We start from the raw sequence: 26,774 nt of genomic DNA, 5'->3' as shown, positions 1-26,774 counted from the left end.
TTTCCATGGCTTACCTTGTCTGGTCCAGTTCGGCTTGTTTGGCTTTCAGTTCGCGACGCAGCTCGACCTTGCGATTGAGTTGCGGTTCGGACCGGAGCTTGCGTTCCAGGGCGCTGATCTCGCGCTTGAGTCGGCGCACGGCATCCAGCCGCTCGCTGACGACGGCAGGACTCTCCCCAGCCCGAGGCGCGAGTGGCGTGAGTGGACCGATGAGCGCCGAGTACAGCGCAGTCATCGTGATTGCGGTTGGTAGCGGGCTACGGGGGGAGTCGCCTCGCATCCAGCCCGTTGAGAAGTAGGCGCTGGGTTTCGGTGCCGGGGAGCCAACTGGGTTGTGCGCTGCCGTCATGCGCACGCCGCCGCCGTGGGCATCGTCGCGGCAAACCTCGAAGATCACCGGATTCGGTATCGCCTTGTCAATCGACGCAAGTACCTGGGCGCTGACGTCGTTCGACTTGGCGTCCACCTGAATGACTTCGATCTCGGGCACTTCCGGCGATCCGGGGAGGTTGATGGTCTCGGCAGCAAGCTTGTAGGCCCAGCTGATGCGGCTGACCTCGGCGACAAACTTTTCACGCAGACCGGATGTCGATGCGGTGCGTTCATAGAATCGCTCCTTGGGTACGCGCGCACCAAAACGTGCACCAGCCGGCCACTGGTAGAGGATGTCGATCACGTGGCACCTGCCGCGTCAACGACAGCGATGAACGCGATCAGCTCGAAGTCGTCGAGCCCCGCGATCTGCTGCGTGAGCGCAGTGGTGTGCCCACCGCTGAACAGGCTGTCGACGTCGCGTTCTTCGGTGACGTCGATCATCGAGTGGATGGCATCCGTCAGCAGCGCCGAGTACTTGCTCATGTCTGCGCCCTCGCTGGTGGTCTCGTTGAAGGCGCGGGTGACGTCCGCCACTGGTTCATCGTGTGGGCGAGAGCCGGCACGGACGAGGTCGAGTAGCCGCTTCGCCTCGGTGTGGTCGGCGATGACGTCGCCATCCTCATTGACGTAGACGAGGTAATGCGGGTGGAGCCGGTTGCCCCGATTCACCGCAGGGTCGGCGTTGACGTTCTTCAGGGCGAAGATCACGCCGGGTAGGAGTCCGATCGCTGGGTCTGCGGGAACGACGGCATGCAAGCCGCGTGGGGCAGTGGCGATGTCGCCGTACTCGTTCATGTAGGCGAGCAGGTCCATCCGGAAGTCGTTGAGGCCGAGATCCGTGATCGAGACCCCCGCGCGAACATCCTCGAGTTCGATGCTCTCGCTCTGGAGTTTGCGGAGCTGCTCTTTGCGGAACGCGGCATCCGAGTCCTCAGGGTTGAGCACGTTGTCGTCGGCCGAGCCGGCGAGGTCGGCGATGACCATTCGGTTCTCGACACGCTCCTTGAGATTGATGTACTCGTCGAGCGAGATGTCGGGCCAGAAGTTGACGAGCTGGATGACCTCGTTCGTCGACCCGATGCGGTCGATACGACCGAAACGCTGGATGATCCGCACGGGGTTCCAGTGGATGTCGTAGTTGATGAGGTAGTCGCAGTCCTGCAGGTTCTGGCCCTCGCTGATGACATCGGTGCCGATCAGCACATCAATGTCGCGGGTTTCCGTGGGCATCGTGAGGTGCCGTTGCTTGGATCGCGGCGAGAACATCGACATGATCTGCTGGAAGTCAAAGCCTGTGCCGATCGTGGACTTGGCGCCGTGGCTACCGCCGGTAATCACGGCGCATTCCAGTCCAGCCTGCCGGAGCGCCGGTGCGAGCTCGCGGTAGAGGTAGTTCGCGGTGTCGGCGAAGGCGGAGAAGATCAGCACCTTGCGGTTATCGGGGTTCAGCGGATGCTCTGCCTTCTGCTCGACCAGGTGCCGCAGCTTGCGCAGCTTAAGGTCATGGCCCGGAGTAACTTTGCGCATTTCGTCCAGAAGCTCGCGTAGCGTTTCCCGATCGTGCCAGAGATCGCGCTGCCACGACTCGACATCGATGTCGTTGATGTCGATGCGAATCTTCTCACCGAACGTGAGGGCCTCGACGTTCGCGTCGTCCTCATCGTCGAGATCCAGGTCGAGGTCAGTAAGGTCTGCGTTGACTTCCGCCATTGACCCTGCGTGGCCGTCCACACGCGCGAGCGTGCGGTCGACGGCGTTCTCGATTTTTGCCAGCGTGAGCCGGAACGCTTCGACCGAGCTCTCCAGCCGTTTGAGCAGGTTCACCGTCATCAGCTTCTTCAGGCCTTCTTCACGCCCCTTCTGACCAAGATTGGAGCGGGCATTGCCGGTGGTGACGTTGTAGAGGTCCTCATACTTGCTGAGACGGCTCGGGAACACATACGCAAGAGGCGTATAGACGGCAAGAGTCAGGACTTGTAGCTGCTCGAAGATGTCGTTGAACGGAGGAATGTCGTCGAGATCGGTCAGCGGCTCGCGGATGGATGCCGGACGAAGGCGAGCGGGGAACGCGCCAATCTCGCTCATGTCGTAGAACGCCTGAATGTGTTTCCGGGAACGAGCGATAGTCACGGCATCGAGCAACTCGAAGAAGTCGAAGTCGAGCATCTGCAGGATGCGATCCGCTGTGCGCTCGTCGGCGGGCAGCTTCGACCACTCGTTAAAGATGGCCTGCGCGTCGCGGAACACTCGTTCGATCGACGTGGAGAGGTTGAGCTTGTCGGACAGGTTTTCGGACTCGCCCTCGTAGGCGAGCTGAAGTTGGTTCTTGAGGTCGTTGAACCGGTTGTTGACGGGTGTCGCCGACAGCATCAGCACCTTCGTCTTCACGCCTTCGCGGATGACCTGCCGCATGAGTCGCTGGTAGCGCGACTCCTTCTCTTCGGCGTAGTCAGCGTTGCGGAAGTTGTGCGACTCGTCGATGACGACGAGGTCATAGTTGCCCCAGTTGATGCGATCTAACCGGAGGCCAAGCGACTCGCCCCGTGTGCGGGACAGGTCGGTGTGCGCGAGGACGTCGTAGTTGAACCGGTCGCTCGCGAAGATGTTCGTCGTAAGGTTCGCGTTGTAGTTCGTCCAGTTCTCGGCGAGCTTCTTCGGCGCAAGAACCAAGACGGACTTGTTGCGGAGCTCGTAGTACTTGATCACCGCCAAGGCGGTGAATGTCTTTCCAAGACCGACACTGTCGGCCAGGATGCAGCCGTTGTAGGTCTCGAGCTTGTTGATGATGCCCGTCGCGGCATCCCGCTGGAAGTTGTAGAGGCTCTGCCAGACCTTGGTGTCCTGATATCCCGTGCGGTCGTTCGGGAGCACGTCCTCACTGATGTCGTCGAGGAATTCGGCGAAGAGGTTGTAGAGGATGAGGAAGTAGACGCGCGCCGGCGAGTTCTCGGCGTACACGCTCGCGATGTGGTCGTAGACCGCTTGCGTGACATCGTTCAGCTGGCCGGGGCTTGCCCAGATCTGATCGAAGAGGTTGAGAAAGCTGCTCGCCTCAGGCGTACCTTCGAACTTCGTGACCATATTGGAGACCGCATTGCCGCGCTCGTACCCGAGGTCGGCCGTGGTGAACCCTTGCAGCGGCATGTAAGCGGCTCCGTCGTCGACGACGGCGAACTGCTGCATCTGATGACCGCTGGCATTTGATCTGAACGTGACCTTCTCGCGTACCCAGGCGGCGCACTCGCGGGCGATCGCGCGCTGCGTCAGCTTGTTGCGGAGGCGGATCTCAAACTCCGACCCGTAGAGCGATGACTCTGCCTGCGGGATGAAAAACTCGCGACGATCCTTGCGCAGCTTGTCCGTAGCCTGACCGTTGCTGAACGACGGCGACGTGAAGATGAACTCGAGTTCCTCGATGTGCTCGAGTTCCTTCCGCAACGCCTCGAAAGCGAAGATCGAGAAGGTCGAAGCGGCGATGCGCACCTTCGAACCGCGGTTGATCACGGACTTCAGGTCGTCGCCGAGAAGGTCAGACACGTTGTTGATGATCCGCATCTCTACGCAGCGCCTCCGGCGCTACCGCCGCCACGCACCCAGGCATCGACCTCGCTCGCCTGGAACTTCCACAGACGTCCGACCTTGTGGGCCGGCATCCCCTTCTCGGCTATCCAGGCGTAGATCGTGTCTTTGGTGACGGCCAGGTGCTCGGCGATGTCGTCGGCAGAGAGCCACGGCTCTGACATTCACGCCCCCATGCGGATTGAGCCGGATTTATCCGGGTATGGCCGATCCTATCGGGACACCGCGCCCGCGTCGCCCTTGGTGTGCCATTGCCTCGTCAACCGCCGTCAGCAGTTCCTCGAGGTGCATGTGGAGATCGTCGTACGCCTGCATGTAGAACATATGGTTCATGTGGGACGGAGATGTGTTGTCCAGGTCGGCGAGGACTGCTCGAGCCTCGCGGATCGCTGTCTGGAGGCGGGTCTCGATTCCTGGCAGGCTCTGGATCCAGGTGTCGATAACGCTGAACGGGATCGGTGCGAAGTCGTGGGCGTCGACGCCGGCATGGAACTGGTGGCCGTTCGGGCCGTGGTCGCGGGCGTGCGTGTGTCCGTGGAGGAGCGGGATGCCGTCGTCCCAGCGCGGGCGATGCGACGTGTGTCGATCCTGTTCCTGGCTATCGCCGCGGTAGGGATAGTGCGAGGCAATGATCCTGTAACCGTGGCGGGTTCCTTCGATGACCTCTGGGAGGATCTCCCAGCCCGCCGCTTCGTACATGGGCACGAATCGCTCGATCGCCTGTTTCGACTGGGTCGCGGGTGAGACGCGATCGTGGTTGCCGGGTACGAGCAGTCGACGCCCGTTGAGCTTCGCGGTGAGCGCCATAGATTCTTCGATCGGGCCGAGAGCTACGTCGCCGAGGTGGAGGACGACGCTGTCGGGCGAGACCATGTCGTTCCACCGGCGCATAAGTTCGTCGTTCATCTCGTCGACGGTGGAGTACGGCCTATCCGCGAGTTCGCTGATGCGGGCGTGGCTGAAGTGGGTGTCGGACGTGACAAAGTCGACCTGATCGAAGTCGAACGTCGGATAGTCAAGCATCGCGAACCTCATCGTCGCCGTTCATGTCGAACGCGCGCAGGAGGAGTCGCTCCGCATCGCCCACCGGCTCAGGAGGAAGGTCCTTCATCTCGTCGCGGAGTCGGTCCAACGTCTGTTCGATCAGTGGGCGGTGTTGGTCGCGCCATGCGCGGATCCCAGGATCCCGCAGAAGGCCTGACTCTCTGCTCCCTTCATAGCCAAGCAGCAGCTCGGTGTCGATCACCGACGCCATGACACGGGCATCGAGGTTGGGCGACGAGCGCAGGCTCGACAGGTGGGTGAAGGCATCCGAACCAGACACGTCGATGCGGTAGCGCTGAATGTCGCCATACTCAGTCGTCTCAGTGTCGACGTGCGTGACCCGAAGGGAGCGGCCGCCGATGACGATCTCGCGCATGCATCCTCCTCGATCCGAGCCCGCCGGCTCAGCGACGCTCGTTACTTTCGGCGTCGACTGTCACGACCACGCGGCCAGGCCTGATGACGTCATCATGCCCTGGGATGTAGGAGATCGTTCCGAGTCGGCTCCAGTAGCTGATCAGCCAGCGGTGGAGTAGGTCGAGTTGCTCGTTGCGTTGGAGAACCATCCGTCCCGGATCGGGGATGGCAGTGTCCCAGTCATCGACCTCGAGGACGGCCTCGATGAGCTCAGCACACGTTGGACCAGTTCCGTGCGTGTCCCACCACGCGCGAGTCACGAGGCCGGCGTGGTTGGCGGTCAAAGTCCCATCGGGTTCATCGATCGTCCCGAGCAGAGCCCCGAAGTAGGGATCCTCTACTGCGGTCGCAAATGACTCATAGCGATCCTCACCGACGCTCATACAGGAAGGATGCCATACAGAATAGGCATCCATGGCAAGTCTTGCGCGTGTACTACCGACCCGCTGTTGCCGCTTCCCACTGAATCGTGAAGGTTCCTGCAGCGCGCGCGTCGGCCTCGGCTTCGAGCCGCAGTGCATAGTCCCACGTGGGGTGGACGGCTCGCTGATAGATTCTGACCCGTTCGGGGGTGACCTCGTCGGTTCGGCGGACAAGTCCCAACTGCTTGAGTCGCTTCAGCAGGGCATGGATCGTGCTGGTCGACAATCCCGTCGCGGCTGACACCGAAGGCGTGGAGAATTTTCCGTCGGAAGAGCGCGCGATCTCCGCCATAAGCGCGAGCATGTGGTTGCTCCCGAAAGCTAGCTTCGAGAGCTCCTCGCTCTGCTCGGTTGGCACGGTCTCCACCGCCTCATTTTCGCATGAGGCGCTCAGCGCGGCAGGAGCATCGCGGGGCGTGATCCGACTGCGTGGCGCATTGTTGTGTATCTGACGCACCCCAGCGTAAATGTCACATTCACTACCCGCATCCTTCGGCGTGCGAGAAGTCTCAACGCGAAGATCTCTGCCCGCGTGTCGAAGCTGCAGAACGAACGCCATCTCCGTACGTTAATGAATCAAGAGTTATGAGTCCTGGTTCTCGATTCGTAGGAGATCATCGTGCCAACGCCGCCACCCCGGTACACGTTGCGATTGGATGGGAATGATCTCGAGCGGGGCAAACTGGCGGACCTCGAGGCTCGACACGTTTTCGAGGCCGAGCCTCGCCGGACGTTCCGCTGGCATCGAGGACAGCGGCACTATCCGGGCCGCTACTGGTCCGCGACCACGGAAGGCTTCGTCGGGTACGAGAGTCGCCTCGAGCTTGCGGCGCTGCTCCTTGAGGACTTCGACGACCGGGCGGTTCGGATCGCCTCTCAGCCGTTCGAGCTGATCGCCGATCGAGACGGTATCGAGCGAAGCTATGTGCCCGACTACTTGGTTGAGCACGGTGACCATCGATTCACAGTGATCGAGGTCAAGCCGAAGCGCAGACTGGAAGACCCGGAGATCGCTGGTGCCCTCAGTTGGGCGGGCGACATCGTCCGTTCGCGCGGATGGGGGTACCGGATCGTCAGCGAACCGGAGCCTGCTCTGCTTTCAAATATCCGCTTCCTCGCGGGGTATCGACGCCTCTGGCAATTTCCAGAGCTCGACGTCGAGATGGTCGAGGCGGCCATCCGCGCGTCAGCCACGCTCGGCTCCGCCCTCCGGAGCGCCGGATCCGCCCTGAACGACTTTCCCTATGCCCGAGCGGTCGTGCTGCACCTGCTCTGGCGCCGCTCGATTCTCTGCGACCTCACTTCCGCCCTAGCCACCCACACCGTATTGGAGTTGCCATGAGCCACACCTTCGATATCCGCGTCGGCAGCACTGTTTCGTTCGACGGTTATCTCTGCACCGTCATCGAGATCGCCGGCGACGCCGTTGTCCTCGTCGACGGCGCGAAGAAGACCCGACGCGTGCGGCTCGTTGAGCTTCTCCGCGACGCCACGGACGCGTTCGGTCTTCCGTCCGAGGAAGCTGCACTCACACCGCTTGCGCTGATCTGGGCGGACGCGACGGAAGCGCAACGCGACGAGGCGCGACGAAAAGCGGCCCACGTTCGAGAGATGCGAACCGGTTTCGCGTCGGGGATCCCGACTCTCGCGCAGCCGCACGAGCCAAGACCGGAGTACAACCCGAAGCTCACCACCATCCACGAACGCCGTAGAACCAAGGCCACGGAGCTTGGTGTGAGCCCGAAAACGCTCAAGCGCTGGGACGATCGCTTCGACGATGGCGAAGATCTCGCGCTGCTCGACTTCAGGAAGACGTCCTGGACGCCGGCGCTCTCTGGCCTCGACCCGCGCTGGGTGGACATGTGCCGACGCGTCGTCGAGGAAAACGTGCGCGGCGCCAAGCGTAGTGTGACGACCACGCTCGCGATCGTGTTGGCGAGGGTCAAGCGGGAGTATCCGGATGTCGACGTCCGGATCCCATCCGAGTCAACCGCTCGTGACGCGGTCGCTGAGCTCACCCGCGGCAAGGGAACGTTCGGCGCCAGCATGCGCGCACAACGATCGATCGAAACGCGCCCGCCCGTGCCCTACGGCCGACTTGTCGCCACGAGACCCGGCGAGTATGTCGTGCTCGACACCACGCCCCTCAACGTCTTCGGCGTCGCACCCGTCACTGGCAAGTGGATGCGCGCCGAGCTGACAGTCGCACTCGACCTCTACGACAGATCTATCCTCGGACTCCGCCTCGCACCCGTCTCTACCAAGGCGGTCGACGTCGCGGGAGTGCTGATGGAGGCGCTGTCACCCCGCGAGATGCCGGCCGAGTGGGGCGACCGAGCTACCTGGCCCTTCCATGGCGTGCCCGAGAACATCGTCATCGACGTCGAGAACCTCAAGGCGTTGCGATTTCGCCGACCCGGCATCCTTCCCGACACGATCATCATCGATCACGGTAAGCCGTTCATGTCGATCCACGTCGCGAGCGTGTGCCAGCGACTTGGGATCTCCATCCAGCCCGCACATGTCTACACCGGCACCGACAAGGCGTGGGTAGAGCGTTGGTTCCGGACCATCGACGAGATGCTTCAGGAACTGCCTGGATACAAGGGCAAAGACATCGCGTCCCGCGGCGAGGCGCCGGAGAGCGAAGCTGTTTACACGATCCCGCAGCTTGAGCAGATCATTCGCGAGTGGATCGCCACGGTCTATCACCTCCGCCCGCATGGCGGACTTGTCGACTCCCAGCTGCCCGCAGCGAAGATGAGCCCGGCGCAGAAATTCGAGCAGGGGATCGCGGTGGCCGGCCGCATCCGTGTCCCGTCGAACCCGAACCTGCTGCTCGAGATGCTCCCCGTCGTGAAGCGCAAGTTCAATCACTACGGCGTCGAGGTCGGCACGCTCCGCTATAGCGGCGAGATCGTGGGGAAGTACTACGACCGGTCGCGGGCGATGGCAAAGGGCAAGCGGAAGTGGCAGTTCTCGGTGAATCCCGACGACTTCTCGCAGATCTACTTCAACGACCCGGACGACAACTCCTGGCACGTGCTGCGTTGGGAGCACGCACCGAAAGTCCCCGTGCCGTTCAGCTTCGACGCTCTCGAGTACGCCAAGGGCATCGCACTCGACCGCCGCAACGGGGTCAATGTGTCCGAAGCGCTCGGCGAACTCCTCGAACGATGGGGTGCTGGCCGTGCGAGCACGCCCGCCGAGAAGCGCATCAGCGCGCGACTTGCCGCCCAGCTTGCCGAGACGGCGGACGGCCCCGACAGCCCGTTCTTCCCGCACATCGCCAAGCAGATCGCGCAACAGATGGCGGGACCGGACCTAAGCGAGGAGCTGGGATTGGTATCAGTGACGCCGCCTCCGGTGAGCGAGAAGCACGATCCGCTTGCGCTGAGCGCGCAGGAGCTCGTCGGCGAAGACCTCGATGACTTCGATCTGCTGGAGGACCTGTGATCCTGCCTCTGGAGCGCGACGAGCTCCTTTCGCGTTGGGAAGGATGGCGGCACTTCGCAGAAGATCCCGCCCTGGAGAAGCCGCAGAGCCTGTCCGCCAAGCAGATCGAAAAGCTCAGCGAAGACGAACGTGTCGTCTACGACTACCACCGCGAGCGGTACCACGCGAACTTCCTTGTGACGACACCGCAGGTGAAACGGCTCAACGTTCGGTTGTGGGACCTCCTCGATGCCAACCAGCAGGGCCCGTCACGGGTCAAGGGCGCGGCGATCATCGACTCGCCGCCCGGACTGGGGAAGACCACGGCGGTCGACGCGTTCGGACGAGCGTTTCACCGCCGGCAGATCTTGCGACACGGGAAGGACTTCGACGAAGGGCAGACGCTGCACATCCCGGTTTGCCACGTCGCATTCAAGGGCAACACGACCACGCGTGCCCTCAACGAATCCATCCTGAACTTCTACAATCACCCCTCCTCCGACGCCGCGAATACCCGCTATCTGCGGAACCGCAACCTGGCCACTCTCGCTGCTGAGTCCGTCCGTCGTCATGGCACCCGGCTGATCATCGTCGACGACGTGCACTTCTTGAAGATCCACACCGACGAGGGTGTAGCGCTGGCCAACGAGCTGAAGTGGCTCGCCAACGAGTACCCCGCCACGTTCCTATTCACGGGTGTGAACATGGCCGACACCGGGCTCCTCAGCGAGAGCAAGACCGACAAGAAGCTCGCGATGTCGCAGATTGCTCGACGTTGGACCAGGCTTACCCTTCCGCCGTTCGAACACCCCGTTGGTGAGCACCGCAAGACCTGGCTGTCGCTGCTTGGCACGATCGAAACGCATCTTGTGCTCGCGAACGCGCGGCCGAGGATGTTGCGCGAGCAGTCGGACTACCTCTACGAGAGGTCCACGGGCATGATCGGCTCACTCTTCAAACTCATCACTCTCGGTGCCGTCCACGCGATGCGCGACGGTACTGAGGAGCTGACCCGTGAAGTGCTCGACGAGATCGACATCGACGTCGCAGCCGAAGACGCGCGTGAGGTCGTCGCGAAGGAGCTCGAGGAGAAGAAGCTCCGCGATGCCAAGCGCAGGAAGCCGGGAGCGGCAGCATGACCTGGGCGGCCGGCCCGCGGCTCATCAAGGTCGGAGCGTGACGGTGCGTCGCCTGCTGCACGTCGCGATGCCGCTTCCTGACGAGCCGCTCGACTCGTGGGTCGAGTACATGGCGCATGACTATGGGGCCACCGTCGGGGAGATGGCACGTGCCCTGGGCCTCATCGACGCCGACGGCGTACCGGCGGCAACCCCCCAGTCCGCGCGAGCCTGGTCGACCGCGCTCGAGCCGCAGCAACTCACGAACCTGGAGCTGACGACAGGCCGGCCCGCCGACGAGTACCGTGCGATGACGCGCACCGTGTTCGCCGCGAACGCCATCCGCCTCACGCCGCAGGGACGGATCAGCGCCTCGTGTCCGAGCACCGGAGTCGCCGCCCGGTACTGCCCCGACTGCCTCGCAGACTCCGGCGGCAGGTGGCGGCTGTCGTGGCAGTTCCCGTTCGGATTCGCGTGTCTGCGCCACAAGAGGTTGCTCGTCGATGCGTGCCCGACGTGCGGGCAACCACCCCGCCTCATCGGGCATCCCATCACCCTCGTGCCCGAGCCGGGCCATTGCCACAATCGACCCTCGACAGAGGCGCCGGCCATCCGCTCGCGCTGTGGGGCCAACCTCACTGCCACTGGCGAGCTTGTCTTCGCGGAAGACGCGACGCGGGAAGCGCAGCGAGCAATTCTGAAGGTCGTCGCATCCGGCGTCGGCGAGTTCGGCATCTACGCCGACGGCAGGCCGAGCACCATTCAGGTCCTTTCCGACATGTCGCTACTGTCCCGAGCGGGGAGACAGGCACTTGCTGATGACCAGCGATTCGAGTGGATGCAGGTGGATTCGATCGACCCCAGCGTGATTGCAGCGCAACCGCGCACCGGTAAAGTCGATCTAAGGCCGAGCACCGCGGCGGAGGTCGCGCTCGGCAACACGATCGCGTTCGAGGCGCTACAGGCAGGTGAACGAGTCGCAGACCTGCTGCGCGGTCGAGTCAGCGTCCATACCGCTCTGGACCACTACTCGCCGCCGCTTCGCGATCACGTGAGTCGGGCGCTCGGCCGGGTCAGGCGACCGACGGCAACGCTCCAATCACTGAAGTTGTCAGCTGCAGATCCGGAAGCTCGCGCAGCGAAGCTGCCGGCGGTGCTCTGGCCCGAGGTGACCGCGCGACTCGCTCCGCGTCGGTTGGATGCTGAGATCGCGGGCGGCGCGCTTTCGGCAGCCGTAGTCTTCGTCGGCACTCAACTAACGCACGGCTCCGCGATCAAGCTTCTTGACGCCGAGGCTCGCGGCCGTCAGGTCAGTCACGTGATGCGATCCCTCGGGCGAAACGCACCAGAGGCGGACACCATCCGCGTGATCGCTCGACTCGCCTCGTTCCTGGACGAGCAGTCCACGCCGATCGACTTCGCGCGTCGCCGGTCTCTCGACTATGCCGGCATGTTGCCGCGTGACGAGTGGGTAGAGATCTGTCGGATTGCGAACGTGCTGCCGGGCGGTGATCGGCGTTGGCAGGCCGCTCGCGCTCATCTCTATGCGCTCGTGAGCGGCAACAGGTTGTCTCGTGCGCCTTTCGCCGATGATCCCGGGTTCCCCTCCTTCGTAGAGGTGGCTCAGTTCCGGTCGGGGATGCCAGGCACCGTCGCGGACGCACTTGCTTCAGCCGCAGCTGACTTCATCCGGGACCGAGGCGTTGACGAGCCCGTCGCGTGGTTGCCCGGCCCTGAGGTTGTCGGCGGACTTCCCGATGCCGCCGACGTCATTGATGGTCGTTGGCCGACTGCACGACCGGCCCGAGCCACGGTGAAGCCTGCGCGAGCGGTCGCCGCGTACTCGGCTGGTCGGTCGGTGCGCGAGATCGCAATCGAGCACGGCGTTGCGCGACAGACCATCGGTCGCGTGCTTGCTGACGAGGGAGTAGAAACGCGTAGCGGAAGGCAAGGAGCTGCAATTGACCCGGAATGGCTGAGTCAGCGATACCTCGTCGAGCGCCACACAATCCCGGAGATCGCTGCGGAAGTGGGAGTGACGATGACCACCATCAATCGTCACCTCGAGACGGCAGGCATCCCGCGACGTGCTCGCGGAGCCGCGAGTCGAGCTACGGCCATTCGCATTGATCCGCGCGCTGGGAACTCGCCGCTGTTGCGTCGGATCCTCGTTGGCCAGGACTCTTTGCAGCGCGCGGAGCGGTTCCTTGTTGTCGCGCGTCATGACACGATGACGGTCGCCGCTCGCGAGATCGGCGTGACGCTCAGCATCCTCGCCACTCAGATGAAGCGACTCGGAGCCGACGCGGGCGGCCCGTTGATCACCCGGGCAATGCGAGGTCAGCCGCTCGCCCTTACTGAGCTCGGCGCCGCCGCGCGGCGTGAGCTGGAACGTGTCCTCGGCGAAGGGTGAGCTCGCGCTTAACGAAGGCGCAGATCCGGAATCTTCGCGGGAAGGATGTCCATGAGCGAGACGCCCAGCGCCTGCGACATCGCGAGCAGCGTGCGAATCGTCGGGTTCGCAGGCGTCCCCGGCTTCGACTCGCCTTTCTCGTACTTCTGGTACGTGTAGCGAGTGAGTCCAGAGCGGTACGCGACGTCCTCTTGGCTCAGGCCTGCTTCCTGGCGTAAGCGGCGAAGATTCGTAGCGAGCTCACCGGCGTAGTCGCTCCAGGCCGCGTCCTCGGGTCTGGTGCGCTTCGCCACCGATCCAGCGTCGCCGCGAAGACGCGTCGGTGTGGCCTAATCCGTATGGCATTCGGAGAGCTGTCGACGCTCGCGTCACTATCCATCGATGTCGACGAAGCCCACAAGATCCAAACTGTCTTCCCGCACTAGGACGACTGTGTCGACGTAGCGCCGTGAAGACGGGAACGTGCGGGCCTGCACAACCAACTCGTCCGCAAGTTCAACAATTCCGAAGTCTCCTAGAACATGGACGCCTCCGACATGCTCGACGAGGAACCCAGAGCGCAGCGCCTGTGTCGACAGGGTGCGGCTAAGTGTTCTAGGGATTGCGTATCCGACATCGATTCGACGGTAGGGAGTTACTCGAAGTGGGCGGTCGCCCGTCGCAAGCATGTTCAGCACGCTGACTTCGTCGCCGATTTGAACTAGGAGTCGGTAGTTGGCGTTACCGAGGATGTGAAACCCCTCACCGGCCCGTACGTCGTCGACAGTAAGCACTGGTCCGATCGCCCGGTGGAGCGACTCGTCGAGCGAAGAAGGCTCACCAAACTCGGTGATGATGTTCTCCGTGAATCCATTCGAACGGCGTTCGAGGTGTGTCGTCGCACGTATGAAGTCCGGGACCGGTGACTGGCCGTAATTCACGAGGTGAACAGAGGATCTTGCGACGGTGCGCGAGTACGGCGCGAGCGTCTCAAGGATCCCTTCACGCGCGGAGTCGATCCACTGGTCTCCGTCCCCGAACCCAACCTCCCGTGAGACGAGGCCGACCTCGCCAAGAGATACCGCGAACTGGCCGTTTCCGGCGACGATCGCTGTCGCGGGGGCCGCGTGAACCTGAAGTAGTGGAGCGCCCTCGTCGTACCGAGAGTCGAACTGTGTCTCGAAGACACCAGCGTCACTCGTGGTGAATAGCCTGTTGCCGTAGGCGACAGTGTCGGTGAGGTTACCGGGCGTCGCCTCGATGTAGGCCTGCCGAAAATCAGAGACGTCGATTGGGACCACGACTTCGGCACTCGCGGTGAGTGGCGCGAAGAACTCCCGCCGCACCGACGGAATTGCGAGCAAGTTCTGAAACTCGTGCGAGGACTTCCGCTCGCTTCGAAAGACGAGGTGTTCTGCGAGAACTGCGTGGTGGTGATCCTGCGCCTGTGTGACACGGTTCCGAAGGGCGTCGACCGGAACGTAGTAGAGGTGTCCTCGACGATCCCAGACGAGGAGGTTCTCTCTGTAGAGCCAGGCATCTTCCCATTGGCCTGGAATTCTTACCGTGAGGCGACGCAGGTCCATCACATCACCTGCTTACGAAGCTTCTTCGCGAGTGCATGTGACACCAACCCGTCGGCTTCCCACGCCGTGATGACATCACCTGGAGCGGTCTTCGTCGTGCCTGGGCTCCCCCTGCCAACGGGATGACCATGCCAATCGGCGGAGCCGGATTGCGGCGGCATGAATCGAGCAAGGACTTCGCCCCTAGTGCCAAATGGCTGGGTGAGGTCAGCTGCTACGGCCCATACCTGCGATGGGGCCGCGACCTTCGCCGACTCTCTCGTCTCGGTGTCGCAGAATACGTGACACTCGACCTCGTCGCTTATCGCCCAGATCGACTTCGCGGCCGACATCCCTTGGTCTCGGTGATGAGGATGGCTGAAGTAGCTACGACCGTTGCATGTCGTGAACCGCGAGCCAGGCGGATTGCTGAGGCGGAGGTGGGTCATGCCGAGATCACCACCCATCGGGAAGGGCGCAATGCCCGCTGCCAGTGCAAGGAGGCTACCAGTCCGGCTTTCGAGCAATAGGAACTCCCCAGTCGCGGGGCGCGTCGGCGGCGTTCGAGAGTTGGAGAATCTCACCGTCCCGGTCGGCCTCGATACACGTCGGCGGGTGGCCCGGATTCGCGAGATGCTGATCGTCGAGGTGGCAGCTCAGCACGTGTGTGTTCAGCGACGCGGGTAGCACGAGCAGGTGCACGACGATGTGGCTCTGGTCATGGTTGGTCGCGCTCACCCAAAAGCCAGCTAGCAATACTCCTTGCATGTCTCGAGCGAGATTCCGTCGGACCGTGCTCTCTACGCGTCCTCTCTCAACTCGGCCCATCTAGCCGATTTGAGTCGATGAAGTTGCTCGCGCTACGCGTCCCACAGAGTCCCATTGAGAGCCGAAAGAAGCGCCGGATTGTGGGAGACTGCGGTCGACCGTATCGCGGCCAGCGCACACGGATGCCCACTGGGGAGGCACGTTGAGATTTTGTCCGGATTGCGGCCAGAAGCTGTCGTTTAGCGATCTCGATCGGTGTTCCAGTTGCGGAGTTGATCTCGCTCAGTATCGACCGAAGGCGCACGTTCGTTCTGCTGCTGGCGATTTGCCTCTAGTTGAGTCGCTGACGGACGGGACGCTGCGTGACGGCAGCGGGCAATCAGACGCGTCGCTTGTGGACGGCGCCCTTACTGCATTTGCTCCGGAAGCGGACGACGGGCCGGTGGTTCTATCTCACGATCCAGATCAAAGGCGCCAGCAGGCCGAAGACCCGACATCTCCAGAGGAACTGCTAGCACTCCTCGCGGCGGACACGGACCCGGCCACCAGAGGTGCGGTTGCCGCCAATGCGTCGGCACCTGCGCGAGTACTTGAGACTCTCGCGGACGATGTCAACGACCAGGTGAGGTACTGGGTGGCCCGAAACGCTGGGCTTTCGGCAGAGACCGCCGAGCGCCTCGCGGCCGACCCGGCCGTGCTGGTCAGAGCCGGAATTGGTCAGAATTCTGCCGCCCCGGTCGGCGTGATTGCTGCACTCGCTCAGGATTCATCTGCGCTTGTGAGACAACGCGCACGAGAAAATCCACTCTTCAATGGCGACGATACTTCGCATGAGGAGACGGCTTTGCAGACTACGCCGTCGAGTGCGACCCAAGCGCCCGGCGACGTGACAGACGAAGGCGCGAGCGCAACCCGCCAAGGAGCTAAAGCGATCGCGGTTGGATACAGCCACTGCCTCGCCATAGCGGCAGATGACACGGTCGTCGCGTGGGGGAGCAATGACGACAGCCAACTGGACGTACCTCACTCCACCGGCGAGGTCGTCGCGATTGCGGCCGGCGCCTATCACTCGTTGGCGTTGCGCACGGATGGAACTGTTGTGGCCTGGGGTGAGTGGAATCACGGATGCACTGAGGTGCCGGAGGATCTCGAGGATGTCACCGCAATTGCCGCGGGTCGCGACTTCAGCCTTGCGCTAAAGAAGGACGGGACGCTTGTCGAGTGGGGTCACGCGTTCCCCGAAGAGGCGAACATCGCGGCCTCTCTGACTGATGTGATTGCAATCGCTACGGATGTTGGGAATCGTCTCGCCCTCCGAGCGGATGGATCAGTCGTTATCTGGGGGGCTCTAATGCGCGGTCAGACGCCGCCTGAGCGGCTGATCGGAGTTCGGAGCGTAGACGTTGGTTGGGAGCACGCCATCGCGCTCAGAACCGACGGCGAAGTCATCATTTGGGGGGAAGGCGGCGCCCCGAATGAGGCCATGGTGCTGCCCGAACCACTACGGAACGTCGCGTCGATTGCGGCCTTTGGGTCCGATTGCTTTGCTGTTCTAAATGATGGGACGGTCGTCGCGTGGGGTGCCGAGTTCTCGGACAACATTCGGGTGCCCGCCGGTCTTTACGGCGTCGAGTCGATTGCCGTCAGCAATGGTTGCGCCATGGCGTTGAAGTCGGACGGGTCGATCGCCGTATGGGGACGCTCCAACGATGGTCAGCACAATATCCCTGAACGACTCTTGGTCAAAAGAGTCCTTCGGGATGCGGAGCGCGCAATCCAGATTGCCACCGGTTTGGAGCACGCGCTTGCCCTTCGCGCCGACGGCAGCGTCGTGGGCTGGGGTGGGAATGGCCACGGGCAGACCGATATCCCTGCAGGCTTGGATGGAGTCATTTCGATTGCAGCGTGCTGGCTTCAGAGCATCGCGCTGAAAGGCGATGGCACCGTAGTTACCTGGGGAGACAGCGAACGAAGAGCGGCAACTCCCGTCGGCCTATCAGACGTCGTCGCCGTATCCGCGGGCCGCGCACACTACCTGGCACTCAGGCGAAATGGAACCGTCGTCGCGTGGGGCTACGACGACGAACGGATCAAGGTTCCCGCGACTCTCACAGACGTCGTCGCCATCGCCGCCGGCGGCGACCAGAATGTCGCATTGAAGAGGGACGGGACAATCGTCTCGTGGGGTGATAGTCGATTCGGTGGGCTGAAGATCAAGACCGATCGGAGGGATCTCGTCTCCGTTGTCGCTGGTTTGCACCCCGGGATGTCGCAGCACTTCGTGGGAATGACTCGTTCAGGAGAAGTGAGGAAAATCGCAGCGACTACCTTCAACGAGGAGGGGGATGTTCCAGATGGACTGTTCGCGATCACCGCGCTTGCTGCCGGCGCCGCACACACGATTGCGCTCAGGGCGGACGGCACGATTGTCGCCTGGGGCAACAGCACTCACGGTCAACTCGACGCACCAAGCGGACTCGTGAAAGTGATCGGCATCGCCGCACACACTACGCACAATCTCGCGCTGACGACCGAAGGACACATCATCGCGTGGGGGACCAACAAGTCGGGCGCACTCGCTGTCCCTGCAGAGTTCCGGCCCGTAGTAGCCATCGGCGACGAAGAAGAGGCTCGCCACGCCGATGAGGCAGACGAGTCGAGTGAGCCCGCGCCCATCGTGGAGGCGAACGACGGGCGCGTGTCATTTCTCCAGGGCGCCGGAAGTGCGTGGAACCCCTTCAAAGTCAGTTGGCGAGATGAACCGTTCCCAGACGTCGACTCTCTCGAACGCGTCCAACTCGCCCGTAGAGCGATGACTCGCGACAGCGACTGGGAACATTACGCGCACGGACGCGCATCAAGCAATCTGGCTGCCGCCTACACGGCATCAGGTCGACTGGACGCAGCTTTGAGCGCCATTCAAGAGGCAGAAAACCGGTTCACTGACATGCTCAACGCGCGCAATCCGTATCCGGAGGATCTGACGTGGATGGGTCTTGCCATCGCGCGGTACAACGCGAGCTACATCTTTTTTGTCGCGGGCGACGCGGGCCGAAATCTCGAGTATGCGGAGGTGAACAGGCAGGCCGCCCGTCAAGCCCTCGCCGAGATCAATGTCAGGTCAAACTCGTGGGGTCTCGTGAGCCGCGCGGTTGAGTCGTTGTCGCCTGTCGGCAAGTAGATCGAGTCAACCCAGCGGAGTTTGGTCTTGATGAACCGCGCATTGGTGGAGCGAGCGCCAGGCTCAGCACATCCGTCGTGGTACAGGTGCCGGTGACGCGACTCTTTCGCTTCACCGGGCGGCGTAAACACCTGGATGCTGAAATCGACCGATCGTGCGAGCGAAGTTCGAGAGTCCGAAGTGGCAGCCAACGTCGTAGGCTCGGGCATTGGGGAGAAGATCTATGGCGAATAAGAAGGAACCGACAGTCCGGCAGTTCATCGTCGACGCGGAAGCGCTTGACGGAGACGGCGCGGACATCTCGGACGCGCAGTTCGGCTCAGGCGGAGCTCGGCGCGCGGATGGCACCCTCATCAATCAGTACAAGAATCCACGCCCGTACGATCCTGGCACCCCAGAAGAAGACAGGGAGTTCGACGCCTGGCTCAACAGTGAGAGCGAGGCTCGCACTAGACGTGAGGAGTCGGAGTCGCAGGCAGCTTACGATCGCCGGGTTCAGCAAACCGCGGACGGAATCCTTTGGGTCCTGCGCGAGGTCGTCGCGCCCATAGCGCAGGCGTACTGGGATGCGCGTGGCAGGGAGGACGTGCAGCGCTTCGGCCAGTGGGTGACGAGTCGGGTCCGTCGAGGCTCGCGCGGGACAACGGCGGAGACGCGTCCAACTGACGAGGCGACTTTCCCTGTGGCCATCTCGGGGGCGTCCGCAACCACGATTGACACGCCCGTCGGCGTAATCAACCTTGAGGACTATCGGGGCCGACGCGGCGCCAACGTGAAACGCGCGGAGAACGGCGAGGAAGTCACGACAGCGTAGTCGGAGGCCCGTTGCGCGGGCGGGCATCGAGAGGTGGATTCGCGCGCCGGGGCCGTTCTGCGGTTCGAGGCGTCGAAGCCGAGCGACTGGTGCGCTGGTGGCCTCGCCGATCCGTGGTGGACAAGTCGGTTGCCAGAGAACGACACTTGGCGAAGACATTTCGTCTCTCTCGCGAGCGGAATTACACCATCGTCGGGGACATCTCTCAGCAATCCCTACAGTTCAGTCGGACTTCTCGAGCTGCAGGCTCAGGAGTTCGGATAGGTGCCCCCAGCTTGAAGTAGCGCGATGCTCCGCCTGCTGAGGTTCGCGAGGCGCTGGTCGAGCAGCGACCGCGCTTCGCTGGTGAGCCCGTGGTCGCGAACCTGCTTGAGGACGCGGGCGATCGGCGGCAGGGCCGTCGTGCGCCACAGCGGAGTCTCGGCCGAGCGCCTTGTCGGGATCCGCGAGGCGCTCGGTGCGGTTGCCTTGCTCCTTGGCCCCGCGGTGGCGGGCACTCATGGTGCTGTCCGATGGATCGACCGTGCTGTGGGTTACCGCCGCGACGTCGCTCGCGGTGGCCTTCCTGACCCTTCTCATCCCGCACCGCGTCGGGCGGATCGACACAACGAACGCTCGAAAGGCGGCAGTCGCGAGCAGCGGTTGGGCGCAACTCCGGGATGGTTGGCGAGTGCTGTTCCGCAGCCGATTCCTCGTCGTGACGACGGTGCTCAGCGCCGTGTCTCTCATCGTGATCGTGGAGGATTTCGCGGCGGAACTCGCCCCCGTTCTTCTCAACGAGCCGGACCCGCTCGAGCTCGGAAAGTCCGCGAGCCTGCTGAGTGACTACACGACGGACGTCCTGAACGAGCAACAACAGCGAGTTCTCGACCAGCTCGCCGCGATGCTCGAGCAGACCGCGCCGCGATAGGGGCGGGGTCAGCCACGCCACGGACACGGTGACGAGTCAGCCACGCCACGGACACGGTGACGAGTCAGGCAGGGTGCTTCGCGAGGAGTTTCGAGACGGCGATCATCGCCCCGCCGAGCACCGCCGGTATCCCCCCGCCAGGGTGAACGGATGCCCCCACCCGCCAGAGCCACGGCGTCCGCAGATCGTGGTGCGCCGGCTGGTGCAGCGGCCCGCTCATCCACAGCGGTCGTGCAGCGCCGTAGAGGGCGCCGTGCGGTTCGCCGAAGGAGCCGTAGTACTGGGGGTCGAGGACGATGTTCCCGACCATGCGGTCCGTCAGCGGGGCATCGAGGCCCAGGGTGGTCGAGATCCGTTCGATCTCGCGGCGCACGAACGGATGCTCGAGCGTGTAGCCCCTCGCGTCCGCGGGGCTGGTCAACAGGATGCCGAGGGTGCTCCGCTCATTCGGATAGATCTCCCCCGCGCGGTAGTGACTGACGAACGCCATCGTGTCGGCAGGCTCGTCCCCGGCCGCCAGGCTGCGGTGCAGCGCCGCCGGCTTGCTCGGGAGGATGACGCTGTGCGCGGCGATGTCGTCAGGCAGGGCTTCTTGCAGCACGCCATAGATCGCGATGGCGGAGCACGAGAGCGTGCGGGCACTTCGAGAGACGGACCGACCCAGCAGCTCGTTGAGGCGATCGGCGTCCAGCGCGCTGACGACGAGGTCGGCTGGATACTCGGCAACGGTCGTCGTGACCCGTCCGCGGTCCAGGCTCGTCACCGCCTCACCGGTGCGCAATTCGACGCCCGCGGCATTCGCTAGTCGCTGCAAGGCAAGGACGATCTCGTAGATTCCGCCGCGGGGCACCCAGGCGCCGGTCTCGGCCATGATCGCCGGCATGCTCGCATACAACGCCGGGGTGCGTGCCGGCGAGACGCCGGCGTTGAGGGTGTGGATGGCGATGATCTCGCGGAGGCCGTCCGGCAGCCACCCGAGACTCTCGAGGTAGGAGCGAGTGTTCAGCCGCGTGCCGTAGACAGCGAGCAACCGACGCAGAGCAGGCAGAGAAGCACGGTCGAGGGGATCAGCGAGCAGCAGTGCGGTGACATCGTCTGCGAGAGGGGCGTGCAGATCACTGAAGCGCTGCCAGGCCGGATACCACGGATGCGCGGGCGGCACCGGCAGCGGGACGACCTCGCCGTCGTGGTAGTAGCGGCCGATCTCGGGCAGCCGCACGAGATCGAGCGCGCCGATGTGCGCTATCGGGGGGCGCCCCGCATCCAGCCGGCGCAGCAGCTCGCCCCATACGCCCGGGAAGGTGAAGAGAGACGGGCCCGTATCGACTCGTTCGCCGTCGAGCTCCACACGCCGACTCTTGCCGCCCACGGTGGGAGCGGACTCCAGCAGGGTGACTCTGTGTCCTGCTCGAGCGAGCAACGCGGATGCAGCGAGCCCCCCGAGCCCGCCGCCGATGACCACGATCCGGCTCACGACCGCACCCCCCGAGCCCCGCCCGCCCGCGTCATGGGTACGTCCCGAAAAAGATGCCGGCAAGGATGAGCCCGCTCGCCACCGAGCCGGCGATGTACGGAAATGCAACGGACAGCGGATAGAGGCGCCGCCCGGTCGCGGGGGACGGTCGACGCATCAGCCAGACGATCAGGATGCCAGCGATCACGAGGTTGACGGCGGCGACGGGCAGACTGACCGCGGCGAGAAGCACGGTGGACACGAGCCACCACGCACCGCTCCAGACGGCCGTCCCGCGCGGTCCGAGCCGCACCGCCGTCGTCATGATGCCCGATTCACGATCCTCTTCGATGTCCTGAACCGCGTCGAAGGCGTGCTTTGCGACGCTCCAGGCGAGCAGCCCGAGCACTGCGGGCCATACCGGCGGTGCGCCGAGCGCGACAGGCACGATCAAGAGGGGCAGCGCATAGGCAGCGTTGCTCAGGGAATCCAGGAACGGGCGCGTCTTGAATCGGAGCGGGGGCGCGGAGTAGAAGACGAACACGCCGGCGTAGAGCAGCATCAGGGCGACCGCGAGAGGCGGAAGCGCGACGACGAAGTAGACGAAGAACGGCAGGTTCGTCACGGCGACCGCCCACGCGATCAGTCGGACCTCTCCCGGATCGATGCGCGCCCCCTCGATGGACCCCTTCCGAGGGTTCAGCGCATCGGTTTCCTGGTCGTAGATGTCGTTGACGCCATAGATCAGCAGATTGAACGGCAGCGTGAGCCAGAGCAGGATCGGGAGCGCCTGCGGGTCGAACAGTTGGCCGGTCAGCCACATACCGACGACACCGGTACCGATGGTGTTGATCCACAGCACGGGCCGAGAGATATGGATCAAACGGGCGACACGCGACCATGCCCGGAGGTCTCGCGTCCGGGGTTCGTCGATGGCACTACCCCTCGAGCTAAAAGTTGGCGAGTCCGACGATGCGTACTCCGTCATTTTACGGTGGGTCCGGCGCTGAGGGGCCGGCGCGGGCACTTCAGGACCAGTGCTGAAGCCGCAATCGACGTTTCGCGCAAGGCCCAAGACACACAACGCGTCCCGTCGCAGAATCGATCGCATGACCTCACGCGCGATCACGACCCCGGCCCGGTGGGTGCGGGCGATGACGGAACCGAGCCGGCTGGTGCTGGCGGGTAAGACGGCAGCCGCGGTCGTTGTCGCCTGGTACCTCGCTCCGCTGCTGCCGATCGCAGACGATCAGTACGCGTACTACGCGCCGCTCGGGGTGCTTGTGAGCATGTACCCGACCGTCGCGGAGTCCGCCCGTTCCGGACTGCAAGCGCTGATCGGGCTCGCGATCGGAATCACCCTGGGTCTGTTGGGTCTCGCGGCGCTCTTCGCAGGGGTGCCGGTGCCCCTCATTCTCGCTGTCGTTCTCGGGGTCGGCATGCTGTTCGCGGGAATCCCGATTCTCGGTGTCGGGCGCGGATGGGTGGCGATCGCCGCCCTCTTCGTGCTCCTGGTCAGCGGCAGGGACCCGGAGAACTTCTCGTTGTCGTACCTCATGACGATGGCGCTCGGCGTCGTCGTGGGTCTCGTCGTGAACCTCGTCGTCGCGCCGCCGCTGTATCTCGATCGCGCGGGTCGACGACTGTCGGAGCTACGCACGAGCCTCACCGCGGCAATGGACTCCCTCGCCGACCACGTCGAGGAGGGCACGGTGGATGCCGAGACGTTCGACGCGGCGATGAGCCAGCTAGACCGGGCCACCGCCGATGTGCGTCGAGAGGTCTATGAAGCCGACGAGAGCAAAAAATCGAACCCGCGCCGAGCGCGTCGGCGCTCGGAACCTCGGGAGAACCTTGCCCGTCTGCACGCCCTCGAACGGTCCGTGCTTTACGTCAGAGACCTCGCCGATGTGCTGGCAGAACGTCAACGAGAGGATGATGCGAATCTCGGGCGCGACGTGGCCCCCGCGCTCGCGCACGCAATTCGAGCATGCGGCGCCGTCGTGGGTACTCCTCTGCGCGCCGAGGACTCGTCCGCACGGCTGGAGGAGGCTAACCAGTCGCTCGAACGGTATCTCGTGACTCTCGTCCAGGCCAGTGGCGGCATGGCCGCGACCAGAGCGGAGGAATTGACGCCAGCCGCTCTTCTGCGTCGGACCATCGATGTGTCGCTGCAGTTCGCCGGCTCTGATGACGGCTGAAGGGTCTCGCTAGGGTGGACGGATGACGACCACTCAACGGTCGGCGCCGGTGGCATCCGGCGGTCGTCCCTCCACGATCAAACGCTGGGTGTTCTGGCCCGCAGCGGTCGTCGCCCTCTCGTTCAGCGCCTTCGCCCTCCTCGCTCCGCATCTCGCCGAGGAGTTCTTCGGCGCGGTGCAGTCGAGCATCATCAACGCGTTCAACTGGTACTACGTGCTGATCGCGGCCTTCTTCGTGGCCTTCGCGCTGGTCATCGGATTCAGCAGGTTCGGCGACATCCGTCTCGGGGCAGACGATGACAAGCCCGAGTTCTCACTCGGTGCGTGGTTCTCGTTGCTTTTCGCGGCGGGCATGGGAATCGGCCTGGTGTTCTATGGCGTCAGTGAACCCCTGAGCCACTTCGTCTCGCCTCGACCCGGGGTATCGGGGACGCCCCAACAGCTGGCGCAGTCTGCGCTCAGCCAGACCTACCTGCACTGGGGCGTTCAGGCGTGGTCGATCTACGTCGTTGTGGGACTGGGTCTGGCCTACGCGATACATCGGCGCAAGCGTCCGATCTCCATCCGCTGGTCGCTCGAACCTCTTCTCGGCAAGCGCGTGGAGGGCGGATGGGGCAACGCGATCGACGTCGTAGCGCTCGTCGGCACCCTGTTCGGGGTTGCGACCTCGCTCGGTCTCGGTGTGCTGCAGATCAGTGCAGGACTGGATGCCGCGGGCCTGGCCGAACCGACCGTGCCGGTGCAGATCGGCATCATCGCCGTGATCACCGTGCTGGTACTCGCATCCGTTCTGTCCGGCGTGACCAAAGGCATGAAGTGGCTGTCGTCCTTCAACCTGATCCTCGCCGGCCTGCTTGTGATCTACCTGCTCGTGTTCGGGCAGACGGGGTTCCTGCTGCGCGAGTGGGTGCAGTCGATCGGCAACTACATCCAGAACTACATCGGCCTGTCGTTCAACGTCAGTGCCTTCCAAGGCGCCGCCGGCGAGGCATGGCAGGCGGGGTGGACGTCCTTCTACTGGGGCTGGTGGATCTCGTGGGCGCCGTTCGTCGGCATCTTCATCGCACGCATCTCACGCGGCCGCACCGTGCGGCAGTTCGTGATGGGCGTCATCCTCGTACCGACACTCATCACGATCCTGTGGTTCAGCGTGCTCGGCGGATCGGCGCTGTACATCGAGCTGACCAACCCGGGCGCCCTCACGCAGCCCGACGGCAGCGTCGACCTCAACACGGCGCTGTTCCAGATGCTCGCGTACATCCCCGGCACTCCGGTTCTCACGATCGGCGTGATCGTGCTGATTACGGTCTTCTTCGTGACGTCGTCCGACTCGGGCGCGCTCGTCATGGGCATGATCGCGACCGGTGGGCAGATCAACCCGCGCCGCTGGGTGCGGGCCTTCTTTGCCGTGACGAGCGCCGTCCTCGCCATGGGGCTGTTGCTCGCGGGTGGACTGCAGGCCCTTCAGACCGCGGCGATCATCATCGCTCTGCCCTTCAGCGTCGTGATGCTCCTGATCTGCTGGTCCACCGTCGTCGCGTTCAACCGGGAACGCCGGGCGTACGACCGTGCCGCGCGGGCGCAGTTCGTCGACCACATCGGCGAGTACTACGGCCTTGAAGTCGAAGAACCCTCGGCTGAAGGTGCGCTGCACGAGCCGATGTGGATGCGCAGACTCGCGTACCGTATCGGCTTGCAGCAGGAACCGCGGGTACGAGGAGGCATGACGGACGTGTCGGAAGGACCCGGGCGCACGGCATCAACGAGAGCCCTCCATGCCCAGAATGCGGAGCCGGAAGGCGTGCCCACAAGTGATATCGATCGCGTGGTCGAGCACGACCCTCGTGCGGCCGAGGACGTCGACGCTGTTCCCGATCGCGAACTCGACGACGGCGGAGACCCGCTCCGGTAGGCGTCATCAGCTCGCCCGACCGGACAGGAAACCGACGGGAGTGGAGCAGGCGATCAGCATGCCCGGATAGCGTGAAGTGCATGCCGGAATCGTCGCCGAACGACCTATCCGCCCGAGCCTCTCGTCCCACGCAGATTCGAGCGCAGACGTGGTCCTACGTTTCCCGCCGCACCATCCAGGAGTTCATTCAGGACGGATGCGTCGACGCCGCCGCAGGTCTGACGTTCTTCGCCGTCCTCTCGGTCTTCCCCGCGGGCCTGGCCATCGTCGCGCTCGTCGGAGTCCTCGGCGACAGTGAGACAGTGCTCGACCGGCTCTTCGCGCTGCTGAGCCAGGTCGCACCGGCTAGCGTGACAGACACCCTCCGAGGTCCGTTGAACGACATCGCCGGCTCCTCGACCGCCGACACCGCACTCATTATCGGTATCGCCACCTCGGTGTGGTCGGCATCTATCTACGTCGGCGCATTCGGTCGCGTCATGAATCGGATTTACGGAGTGCGCGAGGGCAGGCCCTACTGGAAACGGAAACCGGCTCAACTCGCGGTCACGGTCGCGCTCATGATCCTGGCTCTCGTCGTGATCGCGGTCGTGGTCTTCTCTGGGCCGGTCTCACGGGCGATCGGCGACGTCTTCTCGATTGGCGACACGGCGCTCGCCGCGTGGAACATCGTCAAATGGCCGCTTCTGGCACTCTCGGTCGTCGCGATGGTGACAGTGCTCTACAAGGGAACGTCCAATCTCGACCAGCCTCGATTCCGCTGGCTGAGCCTCGGAGCAATCCTGGCGATCACCGCACTCGGCGTGGCATCGTTCGGTCTCGCGATCTATGTCGCCAACTTCGCCAGCTACAACCGCACGTTCGGGACGCTGGCGGGTGTGGTGGTCTTCCTGATCTGGCTGTTCATCATCAACCTGGCTCTCTTGTTCGGAGCGGAGTTCAACGCCGAGCTCGAACGGGGCAGACAGCTGCAGGCCGGCATTCAGGCGGAGACGGATCTTCAGCTTCCGCCCCGCGACACGACCACGAGTGACAAGGTGATTCGGTCGGTGCAGATCACTCAGGAACGCGGAGAGATGCTGCGCACGGGCGAGGATCTGCCACCGAGATCCGACACCATGATCAAGCGAACGCTTCGGTTCGTTCGCCGCACCTGGGAACGCCTGACGCGCCGCGGATAGGACTTCC

At 63.8% G+C, this 26,774-nt stretch carries 22 protein-coding genes; 10 read left to right on the top strand and 12 right to left on the bottom strand.

Features of this window, described 5'->3' with window-relative positions; translation table 11 throughout:
- Positions 1–10 precede the first annotated feature (10 nt).
- From ACXZ1E_RS08420 to ACXZ1E_RS08390, 7 genes are read right to left on the bottom strand one after another with little or no spacing between them, the layout of a single operon-like run.
- Positions 11–676: a DUF4391 domain-containing protein gene (locus tag ACXZ1E_RS08420; protein ID WP_458040116.1), complete on the bottom strand. Its 666-nt coding sequence runs from the start codon at positions 674–676 to the stop codon at positions 11–13.
- Positions 673–3,912, bottom strand: coding sequence for a helicase-related protein (locus tag ACXZ1E_RS08415; protein ID WP_458040115.1), 3,240 nt, complete (start codon positions 3,910–3,912; stop codon positions 673–675). The genes ACXZ1E_RS08420 and ACXZ1E_RS08415 overlap by 4 nt, the downstream gene beginning before the upstream one ends.
- 20 nt (positions 3,913–3,932) lie before the next feature.
- A complete protein-coding gene (locus ACXZ1E_RS08410; protein WP_458040114.1) occupies positions 3,933–4,118 on the bottom strand; it encodes a helix-turn-helix domain-containing protein in 186 nt (61 codons plus the stop codon).
- Between the two features lie 28 nt (positions 4,119–4,146).
- Positions 4,147–4,977, bottom strand: coding sequence for a hypothetical protein (locus ACXZ1E_RS08405; protein ID WP_458040113.1), 831 nt, complete (start codon positions 4,975–4,977; stop codon positions 4,147–4,149).
- The gene (locus ACXZ1E_RS08400) at positions 4,970–5,374 is read right to left on the bottom strand and encodes a hypothetical protein (protein WP_458040112.1); all 405 of its coding nucleotides are present in this window, start codon (positions 5,372–5,374) and stop codon (positions 4,970–4,972) included. The genes ACXZ1E_RS08405 and ACXZ1E_RS08400 overlap by 8 nt, the downstream gene beginning before the upstream one ends.
- 28 nt (positions 5,375–5,402) lie before the next feature.
- The gene (locus tag ACXZ1E_RS08395; protein WP_458040111.1) at positions 5,403–5,798 is read right to left on the bottom strand and encodes a hypothetical protein; all 396 of its coding nucleotides are present in this window, start codon (positions 5,796–5,798) and stop codon (positions 5,403–5,405) included.
- A 52-nt stretch (positions 5,799–5,850) separates the two neighbouring features.
- On the bottom strand, positions 5,851–6,204 hold the full coding sequence (locus tag ACXZ1E_RS08390; protein ID WP_458040110.1) for a MarR family transcriptional regulator: 354 nt from the start codon (positions 6,202–6,204) through the stop codon (positions 5,851–5,853).
- Between the two features lie 252 nt (positions 6,205–6,456).
- On the opposite strand from ACXZ1E_RS08390, the gene ACXZ1E_RS08385 reads away from it, so the two are divergent.
- Genes ACXZ1E_RS08385 through ACXZ1E_RS08370 form a run of 4 tightly spaced genes read left to right on the top strand, consistent with a single transcriptional unit; the run spans position 6,457 to position 12,803 of the window.
- On the top strand, positions 6,457–7,179 hold the full coding sequence (locus tag ACXZ1E_RS08385) for a TnsA-like heteromeric transposase endonuclease subunit (protein ID WP_458040109.1): 723 nt from the start codon (positions 6,457–6,459) through the stop codon (positions 7,177–7,179).
- Positions 7,176–9,293: a hypothetical protein gene (locus ACXZ1E_RS08380; protein WP_458040108.1), complete on the top strand. Its 2,118-nt coding sequence runs from the start codon at positions 7,176–7,178 to the stop codon at positions 9,291–9,293. The genes ACXZ1E_RS08385 and ACXZ1E_RS08380 overlap by 4 nt, the downstream gene beginning before the upstream one ends.
- Positions 9,290–10,411, top strand: a complete 1,122-nt coding sequence (locus ACXZ1E_RS08375; RefSeq protein WP_458040107.1) for an AAA family ATPase — start codon at positions 9,290–9,292, stop codon at positions 10,409–10,411. Before ACXZ1E_RS08380 ends, ACXZ1E_RS08375 begins: the two co-directional genes overlap by 4 nt.
- A gap of 37 nt (positions 10,412–10,448) precedes the next feature.
- Positions 10,449–12,803 carry a TniQ family protein gene (locus tag ACXZ1E_RS08370; protein WP_458040106.1) on the top strand — a complete coding sequence of 785 codons (2,355 nt, stop codon included), beginning with the start codon at positions 10,449–10,451 and terminating at the stop codon, positions 12,801–12,803.
- Between the two features lie 8 nt (positions 12,804–12,811).
- Here the strand turns inward: ACXZ1E_RS08370 and ACXZ1E_RS08365 are convergent, their stop codons facing one another.
- The 3 genes from ACXZ1E_RS08365 to ACXZ1E_RS08355 all read right to left on the bottom strand — a co-directional run bounded on the left by ACXZ1E_RS08365 (position 12,812) and on the right by ACXZ1E_RS08355 (position 15,085).
- A complete protein-coding gene (locus ACXZ1E_RS08365; protein ID WP_458040105.1) occupies positions 12,812–13,096 on the bottom strand; it encodes a helix-turn-helix domain-containing protein in 285 nt (94 codons plus the stop codon).
- Between the two features lie 78 nt (positions 13,097–13,174).
- Complete coding sequence (locus ACXZ1E_RS08360; protein WP_458040104.1) at positions 13,175–14,368, bottom strand: hypothetical protein; 1,194 nt, start codon at positions 14,366–14,368, stop codon at positions 13,175–13,177.
- A gap of 483 nt (positions 14,369–14,851) precedes the next feature.
- Complete coding sequence (locus ACXZ1E_RS08355) at positions 14,852–15,085, bottom strand: hypothetical protein (RefSeq protein ID WP_458040103.1); 234 nt, start codon at positions 15,083–15,085, stop codon at positions 14,852–14,854.
- A 424-nt stretch (positions 15,086–15,509) separates the two neighbouring features.
- Here ACXZ1E_RS08355 and ACXZ1E_RS08350 point away from each other — a divergent pair, with 424 nt between their 5' ends.
- The 3 genes from ACXZ1E_RS08350 to ACXZ1E_RS08340 all read left to right on the top strand — a co-directional run bounded on the left by ACXZ1E_RS08350 (position 15,510) and on the right by ACXZ1E_RS08340 (position 20,020).
- On the top strand, positions 15,510–18,296 hold the full coding sequence (locus tag ACXZ1E_RS08350; protein WP_458040102.1) for an RCC1 domain-containing protein: 2,787 nt from the start codon (positions 15,510–15,512) through the stop codon (positions 18,294–18,296).
- Positions 18,297–18,519: 223 nt separating this feature from the next.
- On the top strand, positions 18,520–19,110 hold the full coding sequence (locus tag ACXZ1E_RS08345; RefSeq protein WP_458040101.1) for a hypothetical protein: 591 nt from the start codon (positions 18,520–18,522) through the stop codon (positions 19,108–19,110).
- 499 nt (positions 19,111–19,609) lie between these two features.
- Positions 19,610–20,020 carry a hypothetical protein gene (locus ACXZ1E_RS08340; RefSeq protein ID WP_458040100.1) on the top strand — a complete coding sequence of 137 codons (411 nt, stop codon included), beginning with the start codon at positions 19,610–19,612 and terminating at the stop codon, positions 20,018–20,020.
- Between the two features lie 64 nt (positions 20,021–20,084).
- Here ACXZ1E_RS08340 and ACXZ1E_RS08335 read toward each other — a convergent pair whose 3' ends face one another.
- A complete protein-coding gene (locus ACXZ1E_RS08335; RefSeq protein ID WP_458040099.1) occupies positions 20,085–21,494 on the bottom strand; it encodes a phytoene desaturase family protein in 1,410 nt (469 codons plus the stop codon).
- A 31-nt stretch (positions 21,495–21,525) separates the two neighbouring features.
- The gene (locus ACXZ1E_RS08330; RefSeq protein WP_458351924.1) at positions 21,526–22,461 is read right to left on the bottom strand and encodes a UbiA family prenyltransferase; all 936 of its coding nucleotides are present in this window, start codon (positions 22,459–22,461) and stop codon (positions 21,526–21,528) included.
- Positions 22,462–22,582: 121 nt separating this feature from the next.
- Between ACXZ1E_RS08330 and ACXZ1E_RS08325 the strand changes: the two genes are divergently transcribed.
- The 3 genes from ACXZ1E_RS08325 to ACXZ1E_RS08315 all read left to right on the top strand — a co-directional run bounded on the left by ACXZ1E_RS08325 (position 22,583) and on the right by ACXZ1E_RS08315 (position 26,767).
- Positions 22,583–23,674, top strand: coding sequence for an FUSC family protein (locus ACXZ1E_RS08325; RefSeq protein WP_458040098.1), 1,092 nt, complete (start codon positions 22,583–22,585; stop codon positions 23,672–23,674).
- Positions 23,675–23,696: 22 nt separating this feature from the next.
- Positions 23,697–25,586: a BCCT family transporter gene (locus ACXZ1E_RS08320; protein WP_458040097.1), complete on the top strand. Its 1,890-nt coding sequence runs from the start codon at positions 23,697–23,699 to the stop codon at positions 25,584–25,586.
- Between the two features lie 80 nt (positions 25,587–25,666).
- Positions 25,667–26,767, top strand: coding sequence for a YihY/virulence factor BrkB family protein (locus tag ACXZ1E_RS08315; RefSeq protein WP_458040096.1), 1,101 nt, complete (start codon positions 25,667–25,669; stop codon positions 26,765–26,767).
- The last annotated feature ends 7 nt before the right edge of the window (positions 26,768–26,774 follow it).

The organism is Pacificispira sp. HM-600, from assembly GCF_977993705.1.
This window is presented reverse-complemented; position numbering and strand designations above follow the sequence as displayed.

Excerpts from the sequence above, each read along its gene's own strand:
- ACXZ1E_RS08360 (WP_458040104.1), bottom strand. The coding sequence starts at position 14,368 with ATGGACCTGCGTCGCCTCACGGTAAGAATTCCAGGCCAATGGGAAGAT.
- ACXZ1E_RS08340 (WP_458040100.1), top strand. The coding sequence starts at position 19,610 with ATGGTGCTGTCCGATGGATCGACCGTGCTGTGGGTTACCGCCGCGACG.
- ACXZ1E_RS08325 (WP_458040098.1), top strand. The coding sequence starts at position 22,583 with ATGACCTCACGCGCGATCACGACCCCGGCCCGGTGGGTGCGGGCGATG.
- ACXZ1E_RS08395 (WP_458040111.1), bottom strand. The coding sequence starts at position 5,798 with ATGAGCGTCGGTGAGGATCGCTATGAGTCATTTGCGACCGCAGTAGAG.
- ACXZ1E_RS08330 (WP_458351924.1), bottom strand. The coding sequence starts at position 22,461 with ATGACGGAGTACGCATCGTCGGACTCGCCAACTTTTAGCTCGAGGGGT.
- ACXZ1E_RS08380 (WP_458040108.1), top strand. The coding sequence starts at position 7,176 with ATGAGCCACACCTTCGATATCCGCGTCGGCAGCACTGTTTCGTTCGAC.
- ACXZ1E_RS08315 (WP_458040096.1), top strand. The coding sequence starts at position 25,667 with ATGCCGGAATCGTCGCCGAACGACCTATCCGCCCGAGCCTCTCGTCCC.
- ACXZ1E_RS08410 (WP_458040114.1), bottom strand. The coding sequence starts at position 4,118 with ATGTCAGAGCCGTGGCTCTCTGCCGACGACATCGCCGAGCACCTGGCC.
- ACXZ1E_RS08320 (WP_458040097.1), top strand. The coding sequence starts at position 23,697 with ATGACGACCACTCAACGGTCGGCGCCGGTGGCATCCGGCGGTCGTCCC.
- ACXZ1E_RS08405 (WP_458040113.1), bottom strand. The coding sequence starts at position 4,977 with ATGCTTGACTATCCGACGTTCGACTTCGATCAGGTCGACTTTGTCACG.
- ACXZ1E_RS08345 (WP_458040101.1), top strand. The coding sequence starts at position 18,520 with ATGGCGAATAAGAAGGAACCGACAGTCCGGCAGTTCATCGTCGACGCG.
- ACXZ1E_RS08400 (WP_458040112.1), bottom strand. The coding sequence starts at position 5,374 with ATGCGCGAGATCGTCATCGGCGGCCGCTCCCTTCGGGTCACGCACGTC.